The organism is Nocardia cerradoensis NBRC 101014, from assembly GCF_000308535.1.
Taxonomy (GTDB): Bacteria; Actinomycetota; Actinomycetes; order Mycobacteriales; family Mycobacteriaceae; genus Nocardia; species Nocardia cerradoensis.
Window position 1 is genome coordinate 24,561 of sequence record NZ_BAFW01000382.1, and the last position, 17,971, is coordinate 42,531.

Annotated in this window: 16 protein-coding genes and 1 pseudogene; 2 read left to right on the forward strand and 15 right to left on the reverse strand. The window is 68.6% G+C overall.

Features of this window, described 5'->3' with window-relative positions:
• Positions 1 to 10 precede the first annotated feature (10 nt).
• Genes ON23_RS33540 through ON23_RS33550 form a run of 3 tightly spaced genes read right to left on the reverse strand, consistent with a single transcriptional unit; the run spans position 11 to position 4,118 of the window.
• Entirely contained in the window at positions 11 to 1,702 is a 1,692-nt protein-coding gene (locus tag ON23_RS33540) for an ABC transporter substrate-binding protein (RefSeq protein WP_039783535.1), read from the reverse strand.
• Between the two features lie 53 nt (positions 1,703 to 1,755).
• Positions 1,756 to 2,907: an acyl-CoA dehydrogenase family protein gene (locus ON23_RS33545; RefSeq protein ID WP_245556270.1), complete on the reverse strand. Its 1,152-nt coding sequence runs from the start codon at positions 2,905 to 2,907 to the stop codon at positions 1,756 to 1,758.
• Positions 2,908 to 2,930: 23 nt separating this feature from the next.
• The gene (locus tag ON23_RS33550) at positions 2,931 to 4,118 is read right to left on the reverse strand and encodes an LLM class flavin-dependent oxidoreductase (RefSeq protein ID WP_039783540.1); all 1,188 of its coding nucleotides are present in this window, start codon (positions 4,116 to 4,118) and stop codon (positions 2,931 to 2,933) included.
• Positions 4,119 to 4,375: 257 nt separating this feature from the next.
• Here ON23_RS33550 and ON23_RS33555 point away from each other — a divergent pair, with 257 nt between their 5' ends.
• Positions 4,376 to 5,257, forward strand: coding sequence for a LysR family transcriptional regulator (locus ON23_RS33555; protein WP_039783543.1), 882 nt, complete (start codon positions 4,376 to 4,378; stop codon positions 5,255 to 5,257).
• Positions 5,257 to 6,123, forward strand: coding sequence for a sulfurtransferase (locus tag ON23_RS33560; protein ID WP_039783545.1), 867 nt, complete (start codon positions 5,257 to 5,259; stop codon positions 6,121 to 6,123). Before ON23_RS33555 ends, ON23_RS33560 begins: the two co-directional genes overlap by 1 nt.
• A 5-nt stretch (positions 6,124 to 6,128) precedes the next feature.
• On the opposite strand, the gene ON23_RS33565 is transcribed toward ON23_RS33560, so the two are convergent.
• From ON23_RS33565 to ON23_RS33620, 12 genes and pseudogenes are all read right to left on the reverse strand, one after another.
• A complete protein-coding gene (locus ON23_RS33565) occupies positions 6,129 to 7,481 on the reverse strand; it encodes an FAD-binding oxidoreductase (protein WP_039783547.1) in 1,353 nt (450 codons plus the stop codon).
• A gap of 405 nt (positions 7,482 to 7,886) precedes the next feature.
• Positions 7,887 to 8,633: an alpha/beta hydrolase gene (locus ON23_RS33570; RefSeq protein ID WP_039783549.1), complete on the reverse strand. Its 747-nt coding sequence runs from the start codon at positions 8,631 to 8,633 to the stop codon at positions 7,887 to 7,889.
• Positions 8,630 to 9,223 carry a cysteine dioxygenase family protein gene (locus ON23_RS33575; protein ID WP_157170367.1) on the reverse strand — a complete coding sequence of 198 codons (594 nt, stop codon included), beginning with the start codon at positions 9,221 to 9,223 and terminating at the stop codon, positions 8,630 to 8,632. The genes ON23_RS33570 and ON23_RS33575 overlap by 4 nt, the downstream gene beginning before the upstream one ends.
• A gap of 9 nt (positions 9,224 to 9,232) precedes the next feature.
• Positions 9,233 to 9,934, reverse strand: a complete 702-nt coding sequence (locus tag ON23_RS33580; RefSeq protein WP_039783551.1) for an enoyl-CoA hydratase/isomerase family protein — start codon at positions 9,932 to 9,934, stop codon at positions 9,233 to 9,235.
• Positions 9,931 to 11,073, reverse strand: coding sequence for a CaiB/BaiF CoA transferase family protein (locus ON23_RS33585; protein ID WP_039783553.1), 1,143 nt, complete (start codon positions 11,071 to 11,073; stop codon positions 9,931 to 9,933). Before ON23_RS33585 ends, ON23_RS33580 begins: the two co-directional genes overlap by 4 nt.
• 3 nt (positions 11,074 to 11,076) lie before the next feature.
• On the reverse strand, positions 11,077 to 12,198 hold the full coding sequence (locus ON23_RS33590) for an LLM class flavin-dependent oxidoreductase (protein WP_039783555.1): 1,122 nt from the start codon (positions 12,196 to 12,198) through the stop codon (positions 11,077 to 11,079).
• Positions 12,195 to 13,217 carry an ABC transporter ATP-binding protein gene (locus ON23_RS33595; protein ID WP_063821395.1) on the reverse strand — a complete coding sequence of 341 codons (1,023 nt, stop codon included), beginning with the start codon at positions 13,215 to 13,217 and terminating at the stop codon, positions 12,195 to 12,197. The genes ON23_RS33590 and ON23_RS33595 overlap by 4 nt, the downstream gene beginning before the upstream one ends.
• Positions 13,214 to 14,212, reverse strand: a complete 999-nt coding sequence (locus ON23_RS33600; protein WP_051043714.1) for an ABC transporter ATP-binding protein — start codon at positions 14,210 to 14,212, stop codon at positions 13,214 to 13,216. The genes ON23_RS33595 and ON23_RS33600 overlap by 4 nt, the downstream gene beginning before the upstream one ends.
• The gene (locus ON23_RS33605; protein ID WP_063821396.1) at positions 14,196 to 15,125 is read right to left on the reverse strand and encodes an ABC transporter permease; all 930 of its coding nucleotides are present in this window, start codon (positions 15,123 to 15,125) and stop codon (positions 14,196 to 14,198) included. Before ON23_RS33605 ends, ON23_RS33600 begins: the two co-directional genes overlap by 17 nt.
• Complete coding sequence (locus tag ON23_RS33610; protein WP_039783557.1) at positions 15,122 to 16,153, reverse strand: ABC transporter permease; 1,032 nt, start codon at positions 16,151 to 16,153, stop codon at positions 15,122 to 15,124. Before ON23_RS33610 ends, ON23_RS33605 begins: the two co-directional genes overlap by 4 nt.
• Positions 16,150 to 17,712 (reverse strand): ABC transporter substrate-binding protein, encoded by a 1,563-nt coding sequence (locus ON23_RS33615; protein ID WP_051043715.1) that lies wholly within the window; start codon positions 17,710 to 17,712, stop codon positions 16,150 to 16,152. The genes ON23_RS33610 and ON23_RS33615 overlap by 4 nt, the downstream gene beginning before the upstream one ends.
• Positions 17,713 to 17,752: 40 nt before the next feature.
• Positions 17,753 to 17,971: pseudogene (locus ON23_RS33620) on the reverse strand (LLM class flavin-dependent oxidoreductase); the annotation flags it as partial.

Below are 17,971 nucleotides of genomic sequence, written 5' to 3' on the forward strand. Positions count from 1 at the left end.
GGGGACGGCGCTAGGGTTGAATCCAGGTGTCGGCGAGAGACAAGAAGCTCTCCGAGGTGAACCGGAATCCGTTGACCTGGTTCCTGATTCCCGCGTACTGCAGTCGCTCGAAGAGCGGGAAGGTGACACCGTTGTCGATCAGGACGTTCTGCAGCTCGGTGTAGACCCGCTGCCGCTGCGCCTCGTCGGTCGCCTGTACCGCCTGCGTGAACAGATCACGCACCCGGGCCGCGGTCGCGGGATGCTGGGCATTCCGGGCCAGAGCCTTCGAATTCGCCAGTTGCTCGACGAGAATGTACTGCAGGGCACCGGGATCGGCACGGGTGAAATAGTTCTCGATGAGATCGTACTGACCGCCCGCGATGGCGCCGGGGCGTTCCGCGTTGGTGACCACCTTCAACTGCAGGTCGATGCCGACCTTGCGCAGCTGGTCCTGGAACAGCTCGGCACCGGGGCTGGACGCGGTGATCAACTGGGTGAGAGTGAGCCGCTTGCCGTCCTTCGACCGGTACTGGTCGCCTGGTGCGAGGCGCCATCCGTCGGCGTCGAGGAGCCGCCCGGCCTCCTGTGGGTCGTAGTTCAGTTTGGCGGCCTGCGAGACGAAGTAGGGTGTGGTGCTGTCGAAAGGTCCACCTACGGCCGGATAGTCGGATCCGAAAACCGTTGTGGCATAAGTCTTCACGTCGATCGCCTTGTACAGCGCGGCGCGGACCTGGTCATCGGCCAGCGGATGCCCGTCCGACACGTTCGGATACAGCGTGTACGAGACGCCGGGCAGCGGCCGCGACCGCACATAGGCGCCGGAGCGCGCAATCAGCTGCCGGTCTTCGACGGTGAACGGATTGCGTGGCCAGGCGATGTCGATCTGGCCGGAGACCAGGTTGCCGGTGCGGACGCTGTCCTCCGCGACGTAGCTGACCTTCACTCCGTCCAGATACGCCTCGCCGGTGTTCTTGCTCAGCGCCGAACCCCAGTGGTAGCCGGTGCGCCGGCTCAGCGAGACGCTCTCACCCGGGACGTATTTGTCGAGGACGAACAATCCCGATCCGGCGATGTCGCCCTGGCAGCGCTGCTGCGGAGTCTTGCGGAACGACGCCGGGGACAGCAGGGCGAGGTTCGTGGTCGAGGTCGCCTGCAGGAACGACGAATTCGGCTGGGAGAAGTGGAACTTCACCGTCTTTGCGTCGACCACTTCGGTCGATTCCAGGCCGACGATGTAGCTCGCGCCGAAGACCGTGCCGTTGGTCCGACGGGTCTCATCGAGGAAGGCGTCGAAGTTGGTTTTGACCGCCGCGGCGTCCAAGGGAGCGCCGTCGGCGAAGGTCACTCCATCGCGCAGGGTGAAGGTGTAGTCGCGGCCGTCGGGACTGATCTGCCATCCGGTGGCCAGCCAGGGCACGATCGCCCCGGTGTCGGGGTTCTGATCGGTCAGGGAATCGGCGAAATTGCGGATCAGTGAACGACTCTCGATCCAATACACCTGGAATGGATCGATGCACGGGAAGGCCGCGTTGTCGGGCCAGAACGCCAGCCGCAAGGTGCCGCCGCGTACCGGGTCGCGTTCCTCTCCGGAGGGTCCGCTGTCGTTGCCCCCACCGCCGCAGGCACTCGCGAGCAGCGCGGTGGCAGCGGCGAGCGCGAATGCCCCCGTGCGCCATCGGCGCTTGCGGCGGTGCGGGGTGGGCTTCAGGAAGGTCGGCATCGGGATGGTCCTCGCGACGAAACGAAAAGTATGGATGGACAGGGAAACCGGGACTACGCGCCCGGCCGGAGGATCGCGCGGCCGGCGGCCAGCAGTGCGGCGTCTTCCTGCGGCGGATGGACCCGCACGCACAGCACGTCGCGCAGATGCCGTTCGAGCGGGTTGTGCCGAGTCAGCGCCGCGTTGCCGAGCGCCGCGACGGCCGTCTCGACCGCCGCGATGGCGGAGCGTGCGATCAGCACCTTGACCGCTGAGAGCTGTTGCGGCACACCGGGTTCCCCGGCGGCGAGCCGGTGCAGGGTGCCGTACAGCAGGGTTTCGGCCTGCACGATCTGGCTCTCGATCTCGCCGGCCACCGCCTGGATGCGCTCGGTCTCGGCGATCGGCTTACCCAGCGCGGAGGGCACGCGCGCGCGGGCGTACGCGGTGAATGCGGTGCGGGCGGCGCGTGCCACGCCGACGTAGAGGGCCGAATGCCCGAACGAGGCGGGGCCCGATGTCGCCGCCGGATCGCGATACACCCCGTCGACGAACGGGATCTCGCGGAAATTCTCCGCGGGCACCGCGACCCCCGTGTAGGTCACGTCGTGGGTGTTGGAGGCCCGCAATCCGAGATGGTCCCAGGTGTCGTGCCAGGTGATGCCCGCCGCGTCGGCGGGAACCAGGAAATGTCCGACCCGCTGCGGGGATTCGTCGGTGGCCGCCCACACCACGTGGTAGGTCAACGCCCGTCCGCCGGTGGCGAAAGACTTGCGCCCGTCGAGGATCCAGCCGGATTCGGTGCGGCGGGCGATCGTGGCGGGCAGTCCGCCGCGGGCCGGCGCGCCCAGCTCCGGTTCGGCACGGACGGCGTTGACCAGCGCCGGGCCGTCGAGTGAGCGCCGCACCAGTTCGGCGTAGACCGTATCGGGCCAGCCGCCGGTGTCGGCCTGAGTCCGGTGCACACCGAGATTGTTCGCCGCGATGAGCGCGACCGACGGGTCGCCCTCGCCGAGAGCCACCAGAATTCGCGCCACCCGGTGATGATCGAGTTCGGGTCCGCCGTAGCGGGCGGCGATCGTGGCGGTGAGGTACCCGCCGCGATGCGCGGCGCGCAAGCCGGCGAGCGGAACATCGCCGGATCGGTCGTATTCGGCTGCGGTTGCGGCGATTTCGGTCGTCAGCGCCGCCAGGGCGGCGGGCGAGGTATCCGGAACTGTCAACACCGGATATCCGCTCGGTGCGGTGGTCACGGGCGGGCCGCCGCTGCGAGCGCGCCGAGGTGTTCGGACTGCAGGGTGCCGCGCCGGCCGGTCGCCTTCCGATGCGCCAACTCCTGGCGAACCAGCGGCAGCACGTAGCGTCCGTAGTCGATGACGTCGTTGAGGGTGTCGTAGCCGCGAATCGATACCAGGCTCGCACCCAGATCGATGTAGTCCAGAATCGCCGCCGCGACCGTCTCCGGGCTGCCCACCAGCGCGCTCGACGCACCGGCGGCATTGGTCACCGCGGTGGTACGCGTCCACAGCGCGCGATCGTAGATCTCCTGGCGCTGAGCGAATTCCAGCGCTCGTTGCGAGCCGACATTCTGCGGTGAGCCGGTGAATCGCTTGCGCGGCGGACTGTTGTCGAGATTGCGTGCGATCCGTTCGACGTAGTCACGCGCCTTGGCCCAGGCCAGGTCGTCGGTGCGGTCGATGATCGGGCGGAAGGTCACCCAGATGCGCGGGCGGTCGGTGCGCCCGGCCGCCGCGGCGATGCTGTGCACGCGTTCGATCTGGCCCTTGACGTCGGCCAGCGGTTCGCCCCAGAAAGCGAAGATGTCCGCCTTGGCCGCGCCGATCGCGAACGCGGCATCGGACTGCCCGCCGAACGAGATCGGAATCGAGTCGCCGTAGGGCGGGAATCCGGGGCCGAAATCATCGAAGCGATAGTGCTCGCCGGCATACGAGAACGACTCTTTCTCGGTCCACGCACGGCGCAGCACATCGATGAATTCGCCGGTGCGCGCATAACGCTGGTCCTTGGGCAGATAGTCGCCCTGTCGTGCCTGTTCGGCATCGTTTCCGCCGGAAATCAGATGCAGTACCGCCCGGCCCTCGGTGAGCTGGTCCAGGGTGGCCAGCTGCTGGGCGGCGACCGTCGGGAATACCGTGTTGGGGCGTACCGCGACGATCGGCTTCAAGGTGTCGCTGAGCTGACCGACCGCCGAGGCGAGCACGAACGAATCGGCACTGGACGATCCGTACGGCAGTAGCGTCGCGTCGAATCCGGCGTCCTCGAGGGTGCGGACGTAGCGCTTCACGAAGGGCAGATCGATGCCGCGGGTGGGAATCGGCTCGAGTTCGGTCGAGGGATTCGTATGCGTCAGGCTGATGAATTCCACAGTCGGTGCGGCGGTGGCCGGCACCGGTTCGGCACTGGTTTCCACGGTCATGACAGTCCTTCCGGCAATGGTCTCGGATGTGCGCGCACCGAATCACGGCCGGACACGGAACGTCATGCTAATGAGCCGCTGAGCGCGAAAACCAGAGTTCGAATCGTGAAATTCGATTCGATTACCCGATAACGACCGATAGGGTGAAAGAAATATCCGTGGAATTCTGATCGGGCCGATTTCAAAGGTATGCAAGTCCTTCGGGACAGCGTTAGCTGGTCGAACTTACTGTGCCGTTCAGAAGGTGGCTGAAGTTTATGGCGGATCCCCTGGATTTGACGCACCTGCGCACGCTGGTGACCATCGCCGAGACCGGCGGGTTCCGGCGTGCGGCGGACGCGTTGCATCTGAGCCAGCCCACGGTCAGCCAGCACATCCGCATGCTGGAACGGCGCCTGAAGCTGTCGCTCGTCGAAAGGCACGGCCGCGGTTCGTATTTCACCCCGGACGGCGAACGCCTGGTGGCCGAGGCACGCAAACTGCTCGACGCCCAGGACGAAGTGCTCGCTCGCTTCGCCGGATCGGCGCCGGTGCAGATCACCATCGGCTCGACCGAGCATGCGGGCGACGGGCTGCTGACCGAATTGCTCGCTGTCCTGCGTACCGCCTATCCGGACGCTCATCTGCATTTCCGGATCGATCGCTCCACCGCGCTCACGGAATCGGTGAGTAAGGGCGTGGTGGATCTCGCGGTGGTGCTGGGCGGCAACACCACCGAGCCGGTCGGCGCCGAGGTGGGCCTGCTCGATCTGCGCTGGGTCGCGGGAACCACCTGGCAGCTGCCGCCCGCACCGGGGCCCATCTCGCTGGTGGCGTTCGAGGAGCCCTGTGGATTGCGGCGGCGGGCCGTGCAGAAGCTCGGCGAGCTGGGCTATCAGGTGGCCGTGACCGCGGAATCCGGCAATTTGGACGGCGTGGTGGCGGCCGCGAAGGCCGGTCTCGGGATCGCGCTGCTGCCGTTTCTCACGGCTCCGCCCGGTGGCCTCGCCGAGATCCGGGAGCTGCCCGCGATGGGCTCGATCGATGTGCGATTGGTAGCCCGGCGCGGACTCGGTCACGATATCGAGAACACCGCCGTCGACGCGATCACCGCGCACTATCGCTCGATCACCGGCCGCCGGCTGAGGGGAGTCGCGTAATGACTTCGCGGACAGACAGTGTGATCACCGCCGAGGAACTGGCCGAGCGGCTCGACGCCGGGGTGCCCGTGACGGTTCTCGACGTGCGCTGGCAACTGGACCAGCCCGACGGCCGGAAAGCCTACGGCGCCGGCCACATTCCGGGTGCCGCCTATGTGGACCTCGAATCCGAACTGTCCGACCATTCGATCACCGGGCGCGGGCGCCATCCGCTACCGGCGGGCGCCCGGCTGCAAGCGGCAGCGCGGCGCTGGGGCGCGCGGACCGGAGTGCCGATCGTGGTGTACGACAACTGGAATCGTGCGGGCTCGGCGCGCGCGTGGTGGGTACTGCGCGCCGCCGGCGTCACCGATGTACGCATCCTCGACGGCGGGCTCGCTGCCTGGACCGGGATCGGTCGCGACCTGGCACAGGGCAACGAACAGCCGACGCTCGGCGATCTCACGGTTGCGCACGACAACCTGTACGCGGGCGCGGCGAACACGGTGACCGCGGACGAGGCGGCCGGGCTCACCACCGCGGGAGTCCTGATCGACGCACGGGCACCCGAGCGGTTCCGTGGGGACAGTGAGCCGGTCGATCCGGTGGCCGGGCATATTCCCGGCGCCGTCAACGTCCCGTACGCCGGCCTGCTCGACGAGCACGGATTCTTCCGTCCCGCAACGGAACTCGACGCGATCTTCGCGTCCGCGCAGGTGGGTGACGGGAGGGCCGTGGGCGCCTACTGCGGTTCCGGGGTCACCGCCGCCGTGGTCATCGCGGCCTTGCGGATCACCGGCATCGACGCGGCGTTGTTTCCGGGGTCGTGGTCGCAGTGGAGCGCGGAGGCCGGGCGTCCGGTCGCCGTGGCGGCGCCGCCGGACTGACCCGATCAGAACATCTTTCCCGGATTGAACAGCCCGGAGGGGTCCAGCGCACGCCGGACCGCGCGCTGAACCCGCAGCGCGTCGGGTCCCAGTTCGCGCTCCAGCCAGCGCCGCTTGAGCAGCCCCACGCCGTGCTCACCGGTGATGGTGCCGCCCAGTTGCAATGCGGTGGCGAATATCTCGTCCGCCGCGTTCTCGGCACGCCCGAGGGCTGCGGGGTCGTGCTCGGGAACGACGATGATGGGATGCAGATTTCCGTCTCCGGCATGGCCGAAGGTGTAGATCCTGCTGTCGTGCCGGCCGGCGATCTCGGTGATCCGGCGCACGGCCTCGCCGATCCGTGATCGCGGCACCGCGATGTCCTCGATGAGTACCCGGCCGTGCCGCTCCAGTGCGGGGAGAGCTGCGCGGCGCACCGTGAGCAATTCGTCCGCGGCGGCGGAATCCGTGCCGACGGACACGCGGGACGCGAAGCGCGCGAACGTCGATTCGACGATCGCGGCCTCTGCGTCGGCACCGAAACCATCGGTCTGGGCGACGACGAACGCGCCCGCCGCCGCACCGCGCACCCCCGACCACTCCTGGGCCTCCCGAAGCGATGCCCCGTCGAGCAATTCCAGCATCGCGGGCCGTACCCGCGCGGCTAGTACGGCCGCTGTGGCCGCGGCCGCCTGCTCGACGTCATCGAAATAGGCGGCGACCGTCACCGTGCGCACCGGAATCGGTTGCAACCGCACCGTCGCCGACACGATCACGCCGAGAGTGCCCTCCGAGCCGGTGAACAAGCTCGTCAGATCCAGTCCCGCGACGCCTTTCACGGTGCGTCGTCCGGTATGCAGCAGCCTGCCATCGGCGAGGACCACGCTCAGGCCCAACACCGAATCGCCGGTCACCCCGTACTTCACACATCGCAGCCCACCCGCGTTGGTGGCGATATTGCCCCCGATCGTCGAGATCGCGACACTGGCCGGATCCGGCGCATACCGCAGGCCGGCCCGGGCGGCCGCGGCGTCGAGCACCGCGCCGCTGACACCGGGTTCCACCACCGCGTACTCGTCGGCCTCGGCGATCCGTAGAATTCGGTCGAGCCCACTGACATCGAGGATCAGCGAACCCGCACCGGCACTCGCGCCACCCGCCAGCCCGCTGCCGGCCCCTCGCACGACCACCGTCAGCCCGGCCTCCGCCGCGAATTCCACTGCCCGCCGCACGTCGTCCACGGTCGCCGCGCACACCAGCACCTCGGGTTGCCCCTCGGCTCGATGAGCCGATCGATCCGACTTCACGTGCTCGGGGATCGCGGAGCCGATGAGCACCGTCCCCGTGATCGATTTCGGCCCGGTGGCGGGAATGGTCATCGAGGTACTCCTTCGGGTCCGCGTGCGCCGGCGTGGCAACGGGGCGCTGGTTCATTTTCTCCGCTTGCCGGAGCTTTGCGCCGCTGGCGACGATCGAAGTATCCGATCACTGCCTATTGCGAGCCTGCCCGTCTGGCCCTTGATCGTCATGGAGTGAAATACTCAACCATTTTTGCGCCATATCCGGAATGCGGATATGCGACGCAAGCATTTCATGTAGCCACTCTATGCGGATGGGAGTTACCACTGTCGGTTCTTGCGTCTCCCTTGTGGTTGGTCCGATCCGGCCGATGTTACGAAGATGACGCGCAATACTCATCGTGCAACAGCCCCCGCATTGGATGGGCTGTCGGTGCAGCATTCGGCGGGCACAGCCGATCCGAACGTAACGGCTGCGGGTGCAGGTCAGAGTTTCGGAGTCACGATCGGCGGGACCTCAGCGCCCAGCCGCAGCGACTCGAGGAACAGCACGATTGTCGCGGCCACGGAGCGGTGCGCGACATCGTTGAGCACGTCGTGTCGGCCGCCCTGTACGAGGCGGAGGTCGGTGCGCGGTGCCCGCGTGTACGCGTCGATCGCCGCGGCCACAGGGGTGATGCGGTCGTCGGTGCCGTGCAGCGCTAGTGTCGGGCGGTCGTGCGCTCCGATCGCGACCGTCTGCCACGGCACCGGCAATGCTATTGCGCCGCGGGTGAATTCGCCGTCCGCTGATATCGTGGCGCGGTGCACCGGGCACGCGGTGCGGGCATCGACCTCGTCCGCCCATTCGGTGCCCACCGCATCGGTCGTGGGGCTTCGTGGCGCGGGGGAGGGAAGCGCGATTGCCGCCAGCACAGCACCTTCCACCGGTAGGTCCGAGACGAGCCGCGCCGCCAGCGTAGCCCCGCTGTCCGAACCGAGCAGGATCCGCGGCGCCGGCAGTGATTCGTCGGCCAGTACCTTTTCGACGGCCGCTCGGGTTCCTGCGAAATCGTCGAGTGCCACCGGCACGTACCGCACCCGATACCCGTCGGCCGAGAGCCGCCGGCCTAGACGACCGTACGATCCGGCGGTCTCCCCGCGCCCGGGTAGCAGTATGACGGTGCCGCGCGGTGTGGCGCCCGCGGGTTCGTCCCACACGCCGGTTGCCGGATGTGCCTGCGTCGTTGTCATTCGGTCGCTCCTTCCGCCCAGGCGGATGTGAACCAGCGCACCGCACCGGTTTCCGGGTTGTAGGACCGGCGCGGCAGAGTGCCGATATCCGCGCCGTACACATGGATTCCGATCACCGGCTCGTCGCCGCCGCAGCGCACCTGGTGGACGTCGTCGTCGGTGGTGCAGCACACCGTCACCTGACCGGCGGACCACTCCGCAGTGCCCTCCTCGACGAGCGGCACGTCCTCGGTCGACGGCTTGCGGTAGCGGGTCTCGACCTCGATGCCGCTGTGAATTCCCACCACACCCCAGGTCTCGTGGCCGTGAACCGGTGTTCCCTGGCCGACGTTCCACACCGCGGCGGCGATGGAGAAGGCGCCGTCGGGGTCGACGTGCAGCGGATACATGACGTAGTGGTCGGGATCGAGTCGCGTCTTGCCCGGCGGCAGTTCGAGTCCGCCGGTCAGGACGGCGGTGAGTTCGTCGCGGATGGCGGCGGTCAGCGAGCGCTCGTCGGGGATGTCGTCGATCAGGCGCGCGACGGTGTCGGCGAACGTCGCCAACTCCGGTATGTCGGTCTGGATCGGGACGATCGGGGGTCGGGTCATTCCAGCTCCTCACTGGGGGATTCGAGCGGACAGGACGCGCCGGCGATAGGTGGTCAGGCGGTCGTGCAGGCCTGGTGCGATCACGGATCGGGTCAGTGCGGCGAGTGCGGCGTCGGGGTCGTGCACGGGCCGGGTCTCGGCCAGCAGTGCGGGCCGAGTTGCGGGGTCGATGCGGGCCCAGGCGTCGAGGATCCCGGAGAGGTCACCGGGTGTGCCGGTCACCAGTCGCCCGGCGGCCGCGGCGGTGACCGGGTCGCCGCCCAGGAAGATCGCGGGATCTGTGATCGCGCGCAGGCGAGCGGTGCCGAGGACGACGCCGAAACGTGCTCCGGGAAAAGCGAATCGGGCGTCCGGTCCGGCGAGCCGGTGATCGCACGCGGCGACCAGATCCGCTCCGGCACCGATCGCGGCGCCCTCGACGACGGCCACCGTGAGGTAGGGCGCGGTGGCCAGCCGTTCGAGCAATGACCCGATCGACAGGAATCGATGGGCGAGGGAGGCGTCCGATTCGCGGGACAGCCCGGTCAGATCGAACCCGGCCGCGAAGTGCCGTGAATTACCTTCCAGTACAAGCGCTTCCGGTCGAACGGCAGCCGCTTCCTCGAGTGCATCGTGCAGGGCCTCGACGAGTTCGGACGACAGTGCGTTGGCGGCTTGCGGACGGTCGAGACGAACCCGCCAGACTCGGCCGCGATGAATGGCGAGGGTCATGTGCCACACCACTCGTCGAAGATCTCGTCGTCACCGCCCAGCCGCGGTGCGGCTCGGTCCAGGCGGGGGTCCTGGCCCTCGATGCGTACCGGGAAGACGACCGTCGGGGTGGGCCCGGCGACGGGGACGTCGAGGGAACCGACCAATCCGGTCGCGGGCACGTGCTCATCGGAGAGGATGTCGCCGAACGAGTTGACCGGGCCGCACGGCACGCCCCGCGCACGCAGTTCGGCGATCCAATGGTCGCGTTTCGCGCTGGCGAAGCGCTCCTGCAGGATTGCCGCCAGTTCGGCGTGGTGCGCGACTCGGTCCAGCTGGGTCAGGAATCGCGGATCGTCGGCCAGTTCGGGTGCCCCGACCACATCGGCGACCGCCGCCCAGAGCCGATCGTTACCCGCGGCGACGGTGAAATCGCCGTCGGCGGCGGCGAATCCCTGATACGGCGCGTTGCGTGGGTGGGCGGTGCCGAGCCGGGCCGGTTCCACACCGGAGCCCCAGAATTCACTGGTCTGCAGCGCCGATACGCCGATGAGGCAGTCGAGCATCGGACAATCCAGCCGCACGGACCGGCTCTCGGCGCGGACCTGGGGCAGCACGGCGGCGATGCTGTAGGCGGCATACAACCCGGCGGTGAAATCGCCGACCGGAACGCCCGCTTTCACCGGCCCGCCGCCGGGCTCGCCGGTGACACTCATCAGTCCCGACATCCCTTGGATGACAACGTCGTACGCGCCGTGGTCGACGTACGGACTCGTCAGGCCGTAACCGGATATCGAGCAGTACACGAATCCGGGATGGCGCACCTGCTCGTAGCCGACGCCGAGCCGGTCCAGGACCCCCGGCCGGTAGTTCTCCACCAGCACATCGGCGGCCGCCACCAGATCGCGGACCCGGGCCAGATCTCCGGGATCGCGCAGATCGGCGACCACCGAACGCTTGTTGCGGTTGACCGAGGCGAAGTTGTGGCTGAACCGCTCGTCACCGTCGTCGGCGAAGGGCGGCCACGCGCGCATCTGATCGCCCGTCGGCGGCTCGACCTTGACCACGTCGGCGCCGAGATCCGCCAGTAGCATCCCGGTGAACGGACCGGCCGCGACGTGGGCGAACTCCACGACACGCACACCGTGTAACGGCCGCATCCGCTAGACCACGGCCCGGTCGGAACGGGTCGCCCGGCGGTGGGCCAATTCCTGGCGCACCAGCGGCAGCAGATCGCGGCCGTAGTCGATCGCGTCCTGCAGGGGGTCGTAACCGCGGATCAGCACCGTATTCACACCGATCTCGATGTAGTCGAGCAGCGCGGCCGCCACCGTCTCCGGCGAACCCACCAGCGCGGTGGAGTTGCCGCCGCCGCCCACCGCCTTCGCGGTCGGGGTCCACAAGCACCGATCGTGCAGCTCGCCCCGCTCGGCGACGGCCAGCAGTCGCCGCGAACCCGCGTTCTGCGGTTCGGCGCCGCGCGGGTGAAGTTGGTTGGCGCGCAGGTTGTCCGCGCCGCCGGTGATGGTGTCCAGGATGCGATGCGCCCGTTCCCATGCGGCCTCGTCGGTGGCGCCGAGGATAGGCCGGAACGACACCGAGATCCGGGGCCTGCGGTCCCGGCCCGCGGCCGCCGCGCGTTCGGTGACGGTGGCGATCTGCTCGGCGGTCTCGCGCAGCGGCTCGCCCCACAGCATGTAGGTGTCGGCGTGCCGGGCACCGACCGTGTAGGCCGCGGGGGAACTGCCGCCGAAGAAGAGTTCGAGGTGGCGGTTGCCGTGCGGCGGGACGTGCGGGTGGAAACCCTCGAACCGGTAGTAGTCGCCGTCGAAGTCGCGAGGTCCGGTGGTATCCCATGCGGCGCGCAGGATTCGGAGATATTCGTCGGTGCGTGCGTACCGCTCGTCGTGCGGAAGGTAGTCGCCCTCGCGGCGCTGCTCGACGTCGGTACTGCCGGTGACGATGTTGAGCGCCACCCGCCCGCCGGAGAACTGATCCAGCGTCGTGAAGGTGCGCGAGGCCAGCGTGGGATGGACGACACCGGGCCGGTGTGCCACGAGCAGGCCGAGTCGTTCGGTGTGCGCGGCGACGGCCGCCGCCACTTGGGAGCCCTCGGGCCAGCCGGAGCCGTAACCGATCAGCACCCGGTCGAATCCGCCGTCCTCGTGCGCGCGGGCGAAGCGGATCGTATAGTCCGGGTCGATCACCGCTCCGTTCCCGGGCCGTGTCTCGGAGGCGTCGGCAGTGCCGATCATGCCCAGGATCTCGACGTCGTCATAGCTCATCGCTCGCCCTTCGTGAGTGTGGTGTGACTGTTTTCCGATGCCGTGCCGGACCACCGGCCGGCCAGGTGGCAGGCGGCCGACCAGCGCTGCTCCACCTCGAAAAGTTCTGGCTGCGTGGCACATTCGGTGTATGCGAACCGGCAGCGGTCGGCGAATACGCAGCCGCCGGTGGGGGCGGGCTCGCGTTCGCCCCTGATGTCGTCGGGCCGGATGGCCGACTGAGTGCCGAGGCTCGGCGCGGACGCCACCAGCAGGGCCGTGTACGGATGGGCCGGGCGGGTCAGCACGTCACGCAGCGGACCCTGTTCGACCAGACGGCTGCGGTAGAACACCGCCACCCGATCGCCGATGCCTGCCAGTGAGGACAGATCGTGCGCGATGATCACGACCGCGACTCCGAGGTCGCGCCGCAGCCGGTCGAGCAGATTCAGCACCAGATTGCGGTTGGAGACGTCGAGCGCGCTGACCGGTTCGTCGCAGATGAGCAGCTGTGGTTCGGTCACGATGGCGCGCGCGAGCGACACCCGCTGCCGCTGGCCTCCCGACAGCTCGCGCGGGCGGCGCTCGCGTACCGTGTCGGGATCCAGGCCGACCTCGCGCAGCGCGCGGTCGGTCCGTTCCCGGCGGGTGGCACTGTCGATGCCGCCCGCCACCTCCAGCGGTTCGCCGACGAGACGGGCGACGGTGAGATCGGGGTCGAGGGATCGCAGCGGATCCTGGAACACCAGCTGAATCCGGCCCTGTCGCCGGAATTTTCGTAGTTCACGACCGCGCAGCCCGGTGAGCTCCCGCCCGTCGAACTCGATGGTGCCGCCTGCGGGAGCCGTGAGCCCGACCGTGGTGCGAGCCAATGTCGTTTTGCCGGAACCGGTTTCGCCGATGATTCCGACGATCTCGCCCGGATACACCTCCAGACTCGCGCCCCGTAGGGCCGCGCCGGTGCCCAGCCCGACGCCGCGGCGCGGCACCGTGTAGGTGACCGACAGATCGGTGATCCGCAGCAGCGGTGCGGTACTCATGCGGCCACCCGGTCCCGGACGCAGCGGGCGAGATGGTCCGAGCCGACCTCACGAAGCGGGATCGCACCGTCCGCGCAGCCGGGCCCGGCGTGCGGGCAGCGCGCCGCGAAGCGGCAGCCGCTGATCTCTTCTCCCGCGGCGGGTGGTTGCCCGTCGATCGTCTCCAGGGTGCGCCGCGACCAGTCACCGAGCGACGCGACACGGAGCAGGGCCTGGGTGTAGGGGTGGCGTGCGTTGCGCAGTACCTCCTCGGTCGGCCCGGACTCGACGAGTTCACCCGCGTACATGACCATCACGCGATGGCTGGTCCGGGCGACCACCGCCAGATCGTGCGTCACCAGCAGCAGACTGAGCCGGTGGTGGTGCTGTAACCGTTCGAGCAGTTCCAAGATCTCGGCCTGCACCACGGTGTCGAGTGCGGTCGTGGCTTCGTCGGCGATCAGCAGTTCCGGATCGAGCGAGATCGCGACGGCGATGAGTACCCGCTGCAGCATCCCGCCCGACAGCTGGAACGGATACAGCCGTTCGACTCGTTCCGCATCGTGAATCCCCACCTCGCGCAGGAGTTCTCGGCCGCGATCGCGCGCGGCCCGGCGGCCGAGACTGCCGCGCACCCGCAGTTGTTCGGCGACCTGGTAGCCGATGGTGAGTGAGGGGTTGAGGTAGGAACCGGGATCCTGGAACACCGCGGACAGCCGGATGCCGCGCAGCCGCCGCCAGGTGGCGGGCCGGGCGGCGGTGAGATCTACGGCAGACTCGCCTGACCCCAAAGTAACCGTGCCGCTGGTGATTTCGACCGCCGGCGGGAGCAGTCCGAGGACGGCGCGGCAGGTCAGTGTCTTACCGGACCCCGATTCACCGACCAGGGCGACGGTCTCACCCCGCCGGATTTCGAAGGAGACATCGCGCAGCGCCCGACGGCCACCGGCGACGTCGACATTCAGGCCCTCGACACGTAGCACCGGGGTGCCGGTCGGATCATCGGACAGTGACACGGTCGAACTCCTCGGTGGGGAACGCGGGTTTCGTCACGGTGGCCGGGAACGACAGACCGCGGCCGAGCAGCCGCGCGAACAGTCCGCGCCGGGCACGGGGGGCATCCGAGCTCGCCTCGCGCAGGCAGTCGGCCAGGATGTTGAGGGCGCCGACAGTGAGCAACATCGGTATGCCCGGCAGCAGCGGCGCCCACGGCTGCAGTTCCAGATAGCCGAGATCGGAGGCCAGCATGCCGCCCCAGGTCGGAGCCGGCGGTGTGATACCGACGCCGAGGAAGGCGAGGGAGGCGATCACCAGCAAGGCGGCACCGGTGGCCTGTGCGGCGGCCACCGCGACATTCGGCGCCACCTTGCTCCACATGTGGGTGCGCAAGATCCACCAGGTGGACGCGCCCATCAGCTCGGCGGACTCGACGTACTGGGTGCTGCGCAGTCCGAGTGCGACCGCCCGGCTGATGCGGAAAAAGATTGGCGCGGACAGGATCCCGACCGCGACCATGGCCTGGTTCATACCGTTTCCGAGGGTCGCGGCCACCGCGATGGTGAAGACGGTGAAGGGAAGTACGGTCAGCGTCTCGGATATCCGCAACCCGATCCACTCACCGGCCCGCCCCGCCCACACCGACGCCAGACCGGAAGGCACGCCCAGGCACAGCCCGACCAGGACCGCCTCGATCGCGCCGACCACCGACAGCCGCGTGCCGGCCATCAGCCGGCTCAGTACGTCGCGACCGACATAGTCGGTGCCGAGCAGATGATCGGCGCTGGGGCCCTGCAGGATCTGCGGGGATTGCCGCAGCGCGTCATACGGTGCCAGCGCGCTGCCGAAGACGGCGAGGAACGCCACCGCGGCGAGGATCAGCAGGCAGACGCGGGCGCTGGGATTGGCGAGAAGTGCGCGCAGCGTAGTCATCGCCGCCCTCCTGGAATGGTGCCGCGGCGTGCGGCGGGATCGAGCAGGATCTGCAGCGCACCGAGCGCGAGAGTGCCGAGCAGGACGACCGCGGAGGTCACCAGCAGCGTGCCGAGGACGACCGGCACGTCACCGCGCTGGGCGGATTGCAGTGCCAGTTGGGCGACGCCGGGCAGGTTGAACAGCTTCTCCGTCATCACGGCGCCACCGATGATCAGCGGGAGCGCGTTGGTCACGACGGCGAGCGTCGGCGCGACCGCATTGCGCAGGACATGACCGAAAAGCACTCGGCCCCGGCCATATCCGCGCATGCGGGCGCCGATCGCGTAGTTCTCGGCCTGCGCGCTCACCAGGGTGGTGCGCAGTTGCCGCGCGATATTCGCCGCCACCTCGAGGGCCAAGGCCAGCGCGGGCAGCGTGGCATAGCGCAGCCAGTGCACCGGATCGATCGCATACGGCGAGTAGCCTCCGGCCGGGAATAGGCGGGCCTTCACCGCCAGCAGCACGATCAACGCGATGCCGATGACGAACGGCGGCAGCGTCGCCAGCACCGAGCAGAACACGGTGATGATCCGGTCGATCACTCCGCCCGGCCGTGCGGCGGCGAGGATCCCGGCGCCGAAGCCGATGACCAGCGCCAGCAACAGTGCGTACAGCGCGATCGACAGGTCCACCGGAAATGCGAGCTGGATCGACCGGGATACGGGGACCGTGGTGAACCATGAGCGCCCGAGATCACCGTGCAGCGCGTCCCAGACCCAGGCGAGGTAGCGCACCACGAGTGGCCGGTCGAGGCCGAACTCGTGGTTGAGCCGCGCGATGTCCTCCGGCGTCGCGGTGTCCCCGAGCACCACGGCGGCCGGATTGTTCTTGCTCAGAGCTCCCAGCGTGAAGGTGATCAGCGAGGCGAGAAAGAGCACCGTGACCGAGGTGAGCAGCAGCCGCGCGCCGGCGCGAAACACCGGCAGACCGAGCGAGGCTTGCTTAGGCGCGCCCGAAACCAGCGGCGCCGCAATGGCTTCCGTCATGCCGTCACGCCTTCCCAGCGGAGCAGACTCGGGTGTTGTTTCAGCGGTGCGAGCGACGGACGCCGGACCAGGATGCTCGGCACCTCGTACAGAAATGTGTTGGGGAACCGGGTGACAGCGATGCGGGTCGCCTCCTGCAATGCCGCCGGATACTCCGGTGCGTCGGTCGGAATAGCTGCGACCTTCGCCAGCTGCGCGGCCAGTTCCGGATCGCCGGAGCGCGACGGGTTCATCAGCCCCGTGGAGCTGAACAGAACCTGGAACGCCTGCAGCGGCGACTCGCGGCCCGCGAATCCGTCGTAGCCGAGCGGTTTGCCGCGGTTGAGATACACGATCTGGGTCCACTGCGACGGCGGTACGAGGTCGATCTCGAGTTCGATACCGATGTCGGCGAGCTGGGCCTGAATCTGCTCCACCGCGGCCGGAACCGGCGCCGCTGCGGACAATGTGGAGCGCACCTTCCCGGACAACCCGGCATCGGCGAGGATCTTGCGCGCCTTGGCGGGGTCGTAGCGAAACGCCTGCGCCAGCTGCGCGTTGTAGCCGACGTACCCCTTGGGAAAGGGCTGGTAGCCGACATCGCCGATGCCGAAGTTGGCGATCTTCTTGATCGACTCACGGTCGATGCCGTACTTCATCGCCTCCACCACCGCGGGGTTGTCGAACGGCGGCTTCGACGTATTGACGTCCAGCACAGCGACATACATCGAATCGAGCACCTGCACCTCGAGGCCGCTCGCCTGGGCCGCCTTGATACCCGAGGCCGGAACCCTGGCCACGTCGTACTGCCCGGATGCCACCGACGCGACGACGGTCGCCGGATCGGCGGCCGGGTAGAGCAGGAACCGGGTGATCGCGATCTGGTCCGCGAGGTGGAAGAACTCGTTCTTGCGCAGTTCCGCGTGGTCGTTGGCGACGTAGGAGGTCAGGGTGAACGGCCCGGATCCGGCGGGCCGGGTCGCCAGCGCGTGTGCGTCCTTCTCGAATACCGCGGGGTTGACCACCATGCCCGTCTTGCCGGCCAGCAATAGCGGATACTGGTAGTTGGTCCCGGCCAGGTCGATGACCACGTCCCGGTCACCTTGCGCCGCAACCTTTTTCAGATCGACGAGCTGCGGAGCGATCAGCGAACCGGGCGCAGACCGCCCGCGTTCGATGGACTTGGCCACCGCCGCGGCGTCCAGCGGCGACCCGTCGGAGAATTTCAGCCCGGGGCGCAGCGTGAAGGTGACCTGGGTGCCGTCGTGGTTGTAGGCCCACTTCTCGGCGAGCCAGCCGACCGCGTTGCCGTCGCCGTCCAGCGCGGTCAGGGCGTCGTAGGCGAGGGCGAGCATCGTAACGTCGGAACCGGCCGAGGAGGTCACCGGATCCCAGGTGGTCGGCAGCTGCCAGGCCCAGGAGACGGTGCCCGGCCCACCGCCGCCGACGGACCCGGCACCGGCGTCGCTGCAGGCCGCGAGTGCGAAGAGGGCGCCGGCGCCGAGGCCGAGGCGCAACAGGGCGCGGCGGCTGACGATCGTGGGGGCGGAGCGGTTGCTCCGCTGAACGCTGAGAGACATGGTCGGGCTGGTTCTTGCTGGCGGCAGGTGTCCGGGCCGGTCAGGCCGCGCTGTACCGGTTCGGCGGGATCGGCAGGCCGAGGTGGCCGCGCAGGGTCTGCGCGGTGTACTCGGTGCGGAATACACCGCGCTCCTGCAGGATCGGCACGACCTCGTCGACGATCCGGCGGAAGTTGGCGGGGTGGTCGACGGCGATGTTGAAACCGTCGCACGCACGCGCCTCCCACCACTCGATGAGCTTGTCCGCCACCGTCTCCGG

Coding starts and splice junctions, on each gene's coding strand:
- ON23_RS33570 (WP_039783549.1), bottom strand. CDS start 8,633: ATGACAACGACGCAGGCACATCCGGCAACCGGCGTGTGGGACGAACCC.
- ON23_RS33555 (WP_039783543.1), top strand. CDS start 4,376: ATGGCGGATCCCCTGGATTTGACGCACCTGCGCACGCTGGTGACCATC.
- ON23_RS33585 (WP_039783553.1), bottom strand. CDS start 11,073: ATGCGGCCGTTACACGGTGTGCGTGTCGTGGAGTTCGCCCACGTCGCG.
- ON23_RS33560 (WP_039783545.1), top strand. CDS start 5,257: ATGACTTCGCGGACAGACAGTGTGATCACCGCCGAGGAACTGGCCGAG.
- ON23_RS33615 (WP_051043715.1), bottom strand. CDS start 17,712: ATGTCTCTCAGCGTTCAGCGGAGCAACCGCTCCGCCCCCACGATCGTC.
- ON23_RS33550 (WP_039783540.1), bottom strand. CDS start 4,118: ATGACCGTGGAAACCAGTGCCGAACCGGTGCCGGCCACCGCCGCACCG.
- ON23_RS33610 (WP_039783557.1), bottom strand. CDS start 16,153: ATGACGGAAGCCATTGCGGCGCCGCTGGTTTCGGGCGCGCCTAAGCAA.
- ON23_RS33565 (WP_039783547.1), bottom strand. CDS start 7,481: ATGACCATTCCCGCCACCGGGCCGAAATCGATCACGGGGACGGTGCTC.
- ON23_RS33595 (WP_063821395.1), bottom strand. CDS start 13,217: ATGAGTACCGCACCGCTGCTGCGGATCACCGATCTGTCGGTCACCTAC.
- ON23_RS33575 (WP_157170367.1), bottom strand. CDS start 9,223: ATGACCCGACCCCCGATCGTCCCGATCCAGACCGACATACCGGAGTTG.
- ON23_RS33605 (WP_063821396.1), bottom strand. CDS start 15,125: ATGACTACGCTGCGCGCACTTCTCGCCAATCCCAGCGCCCGCGTCTGC.
- ON23_RS33540 (WP_039783535.1), bottom strand. CDS start 1,702: ATGCCGACCTTCCTGAAGCCCACCCCGCACCGCCGCAAGCGCCGATGG.
- ON23_RS33590 (WP_039783555.1), bottom strand. CDS start 12,198: ATGAGCTATGACGACGTCGAGATCCTGGGCATGATCGGCACTGCCGAC.
- ON23_RS33580 (WP_039783551.1), bottom strand. CDS start 9,934: ATGACCCTCGCCATTCATCGCGGCCGAGTCTGGCGGGTTCGTCTCGAC.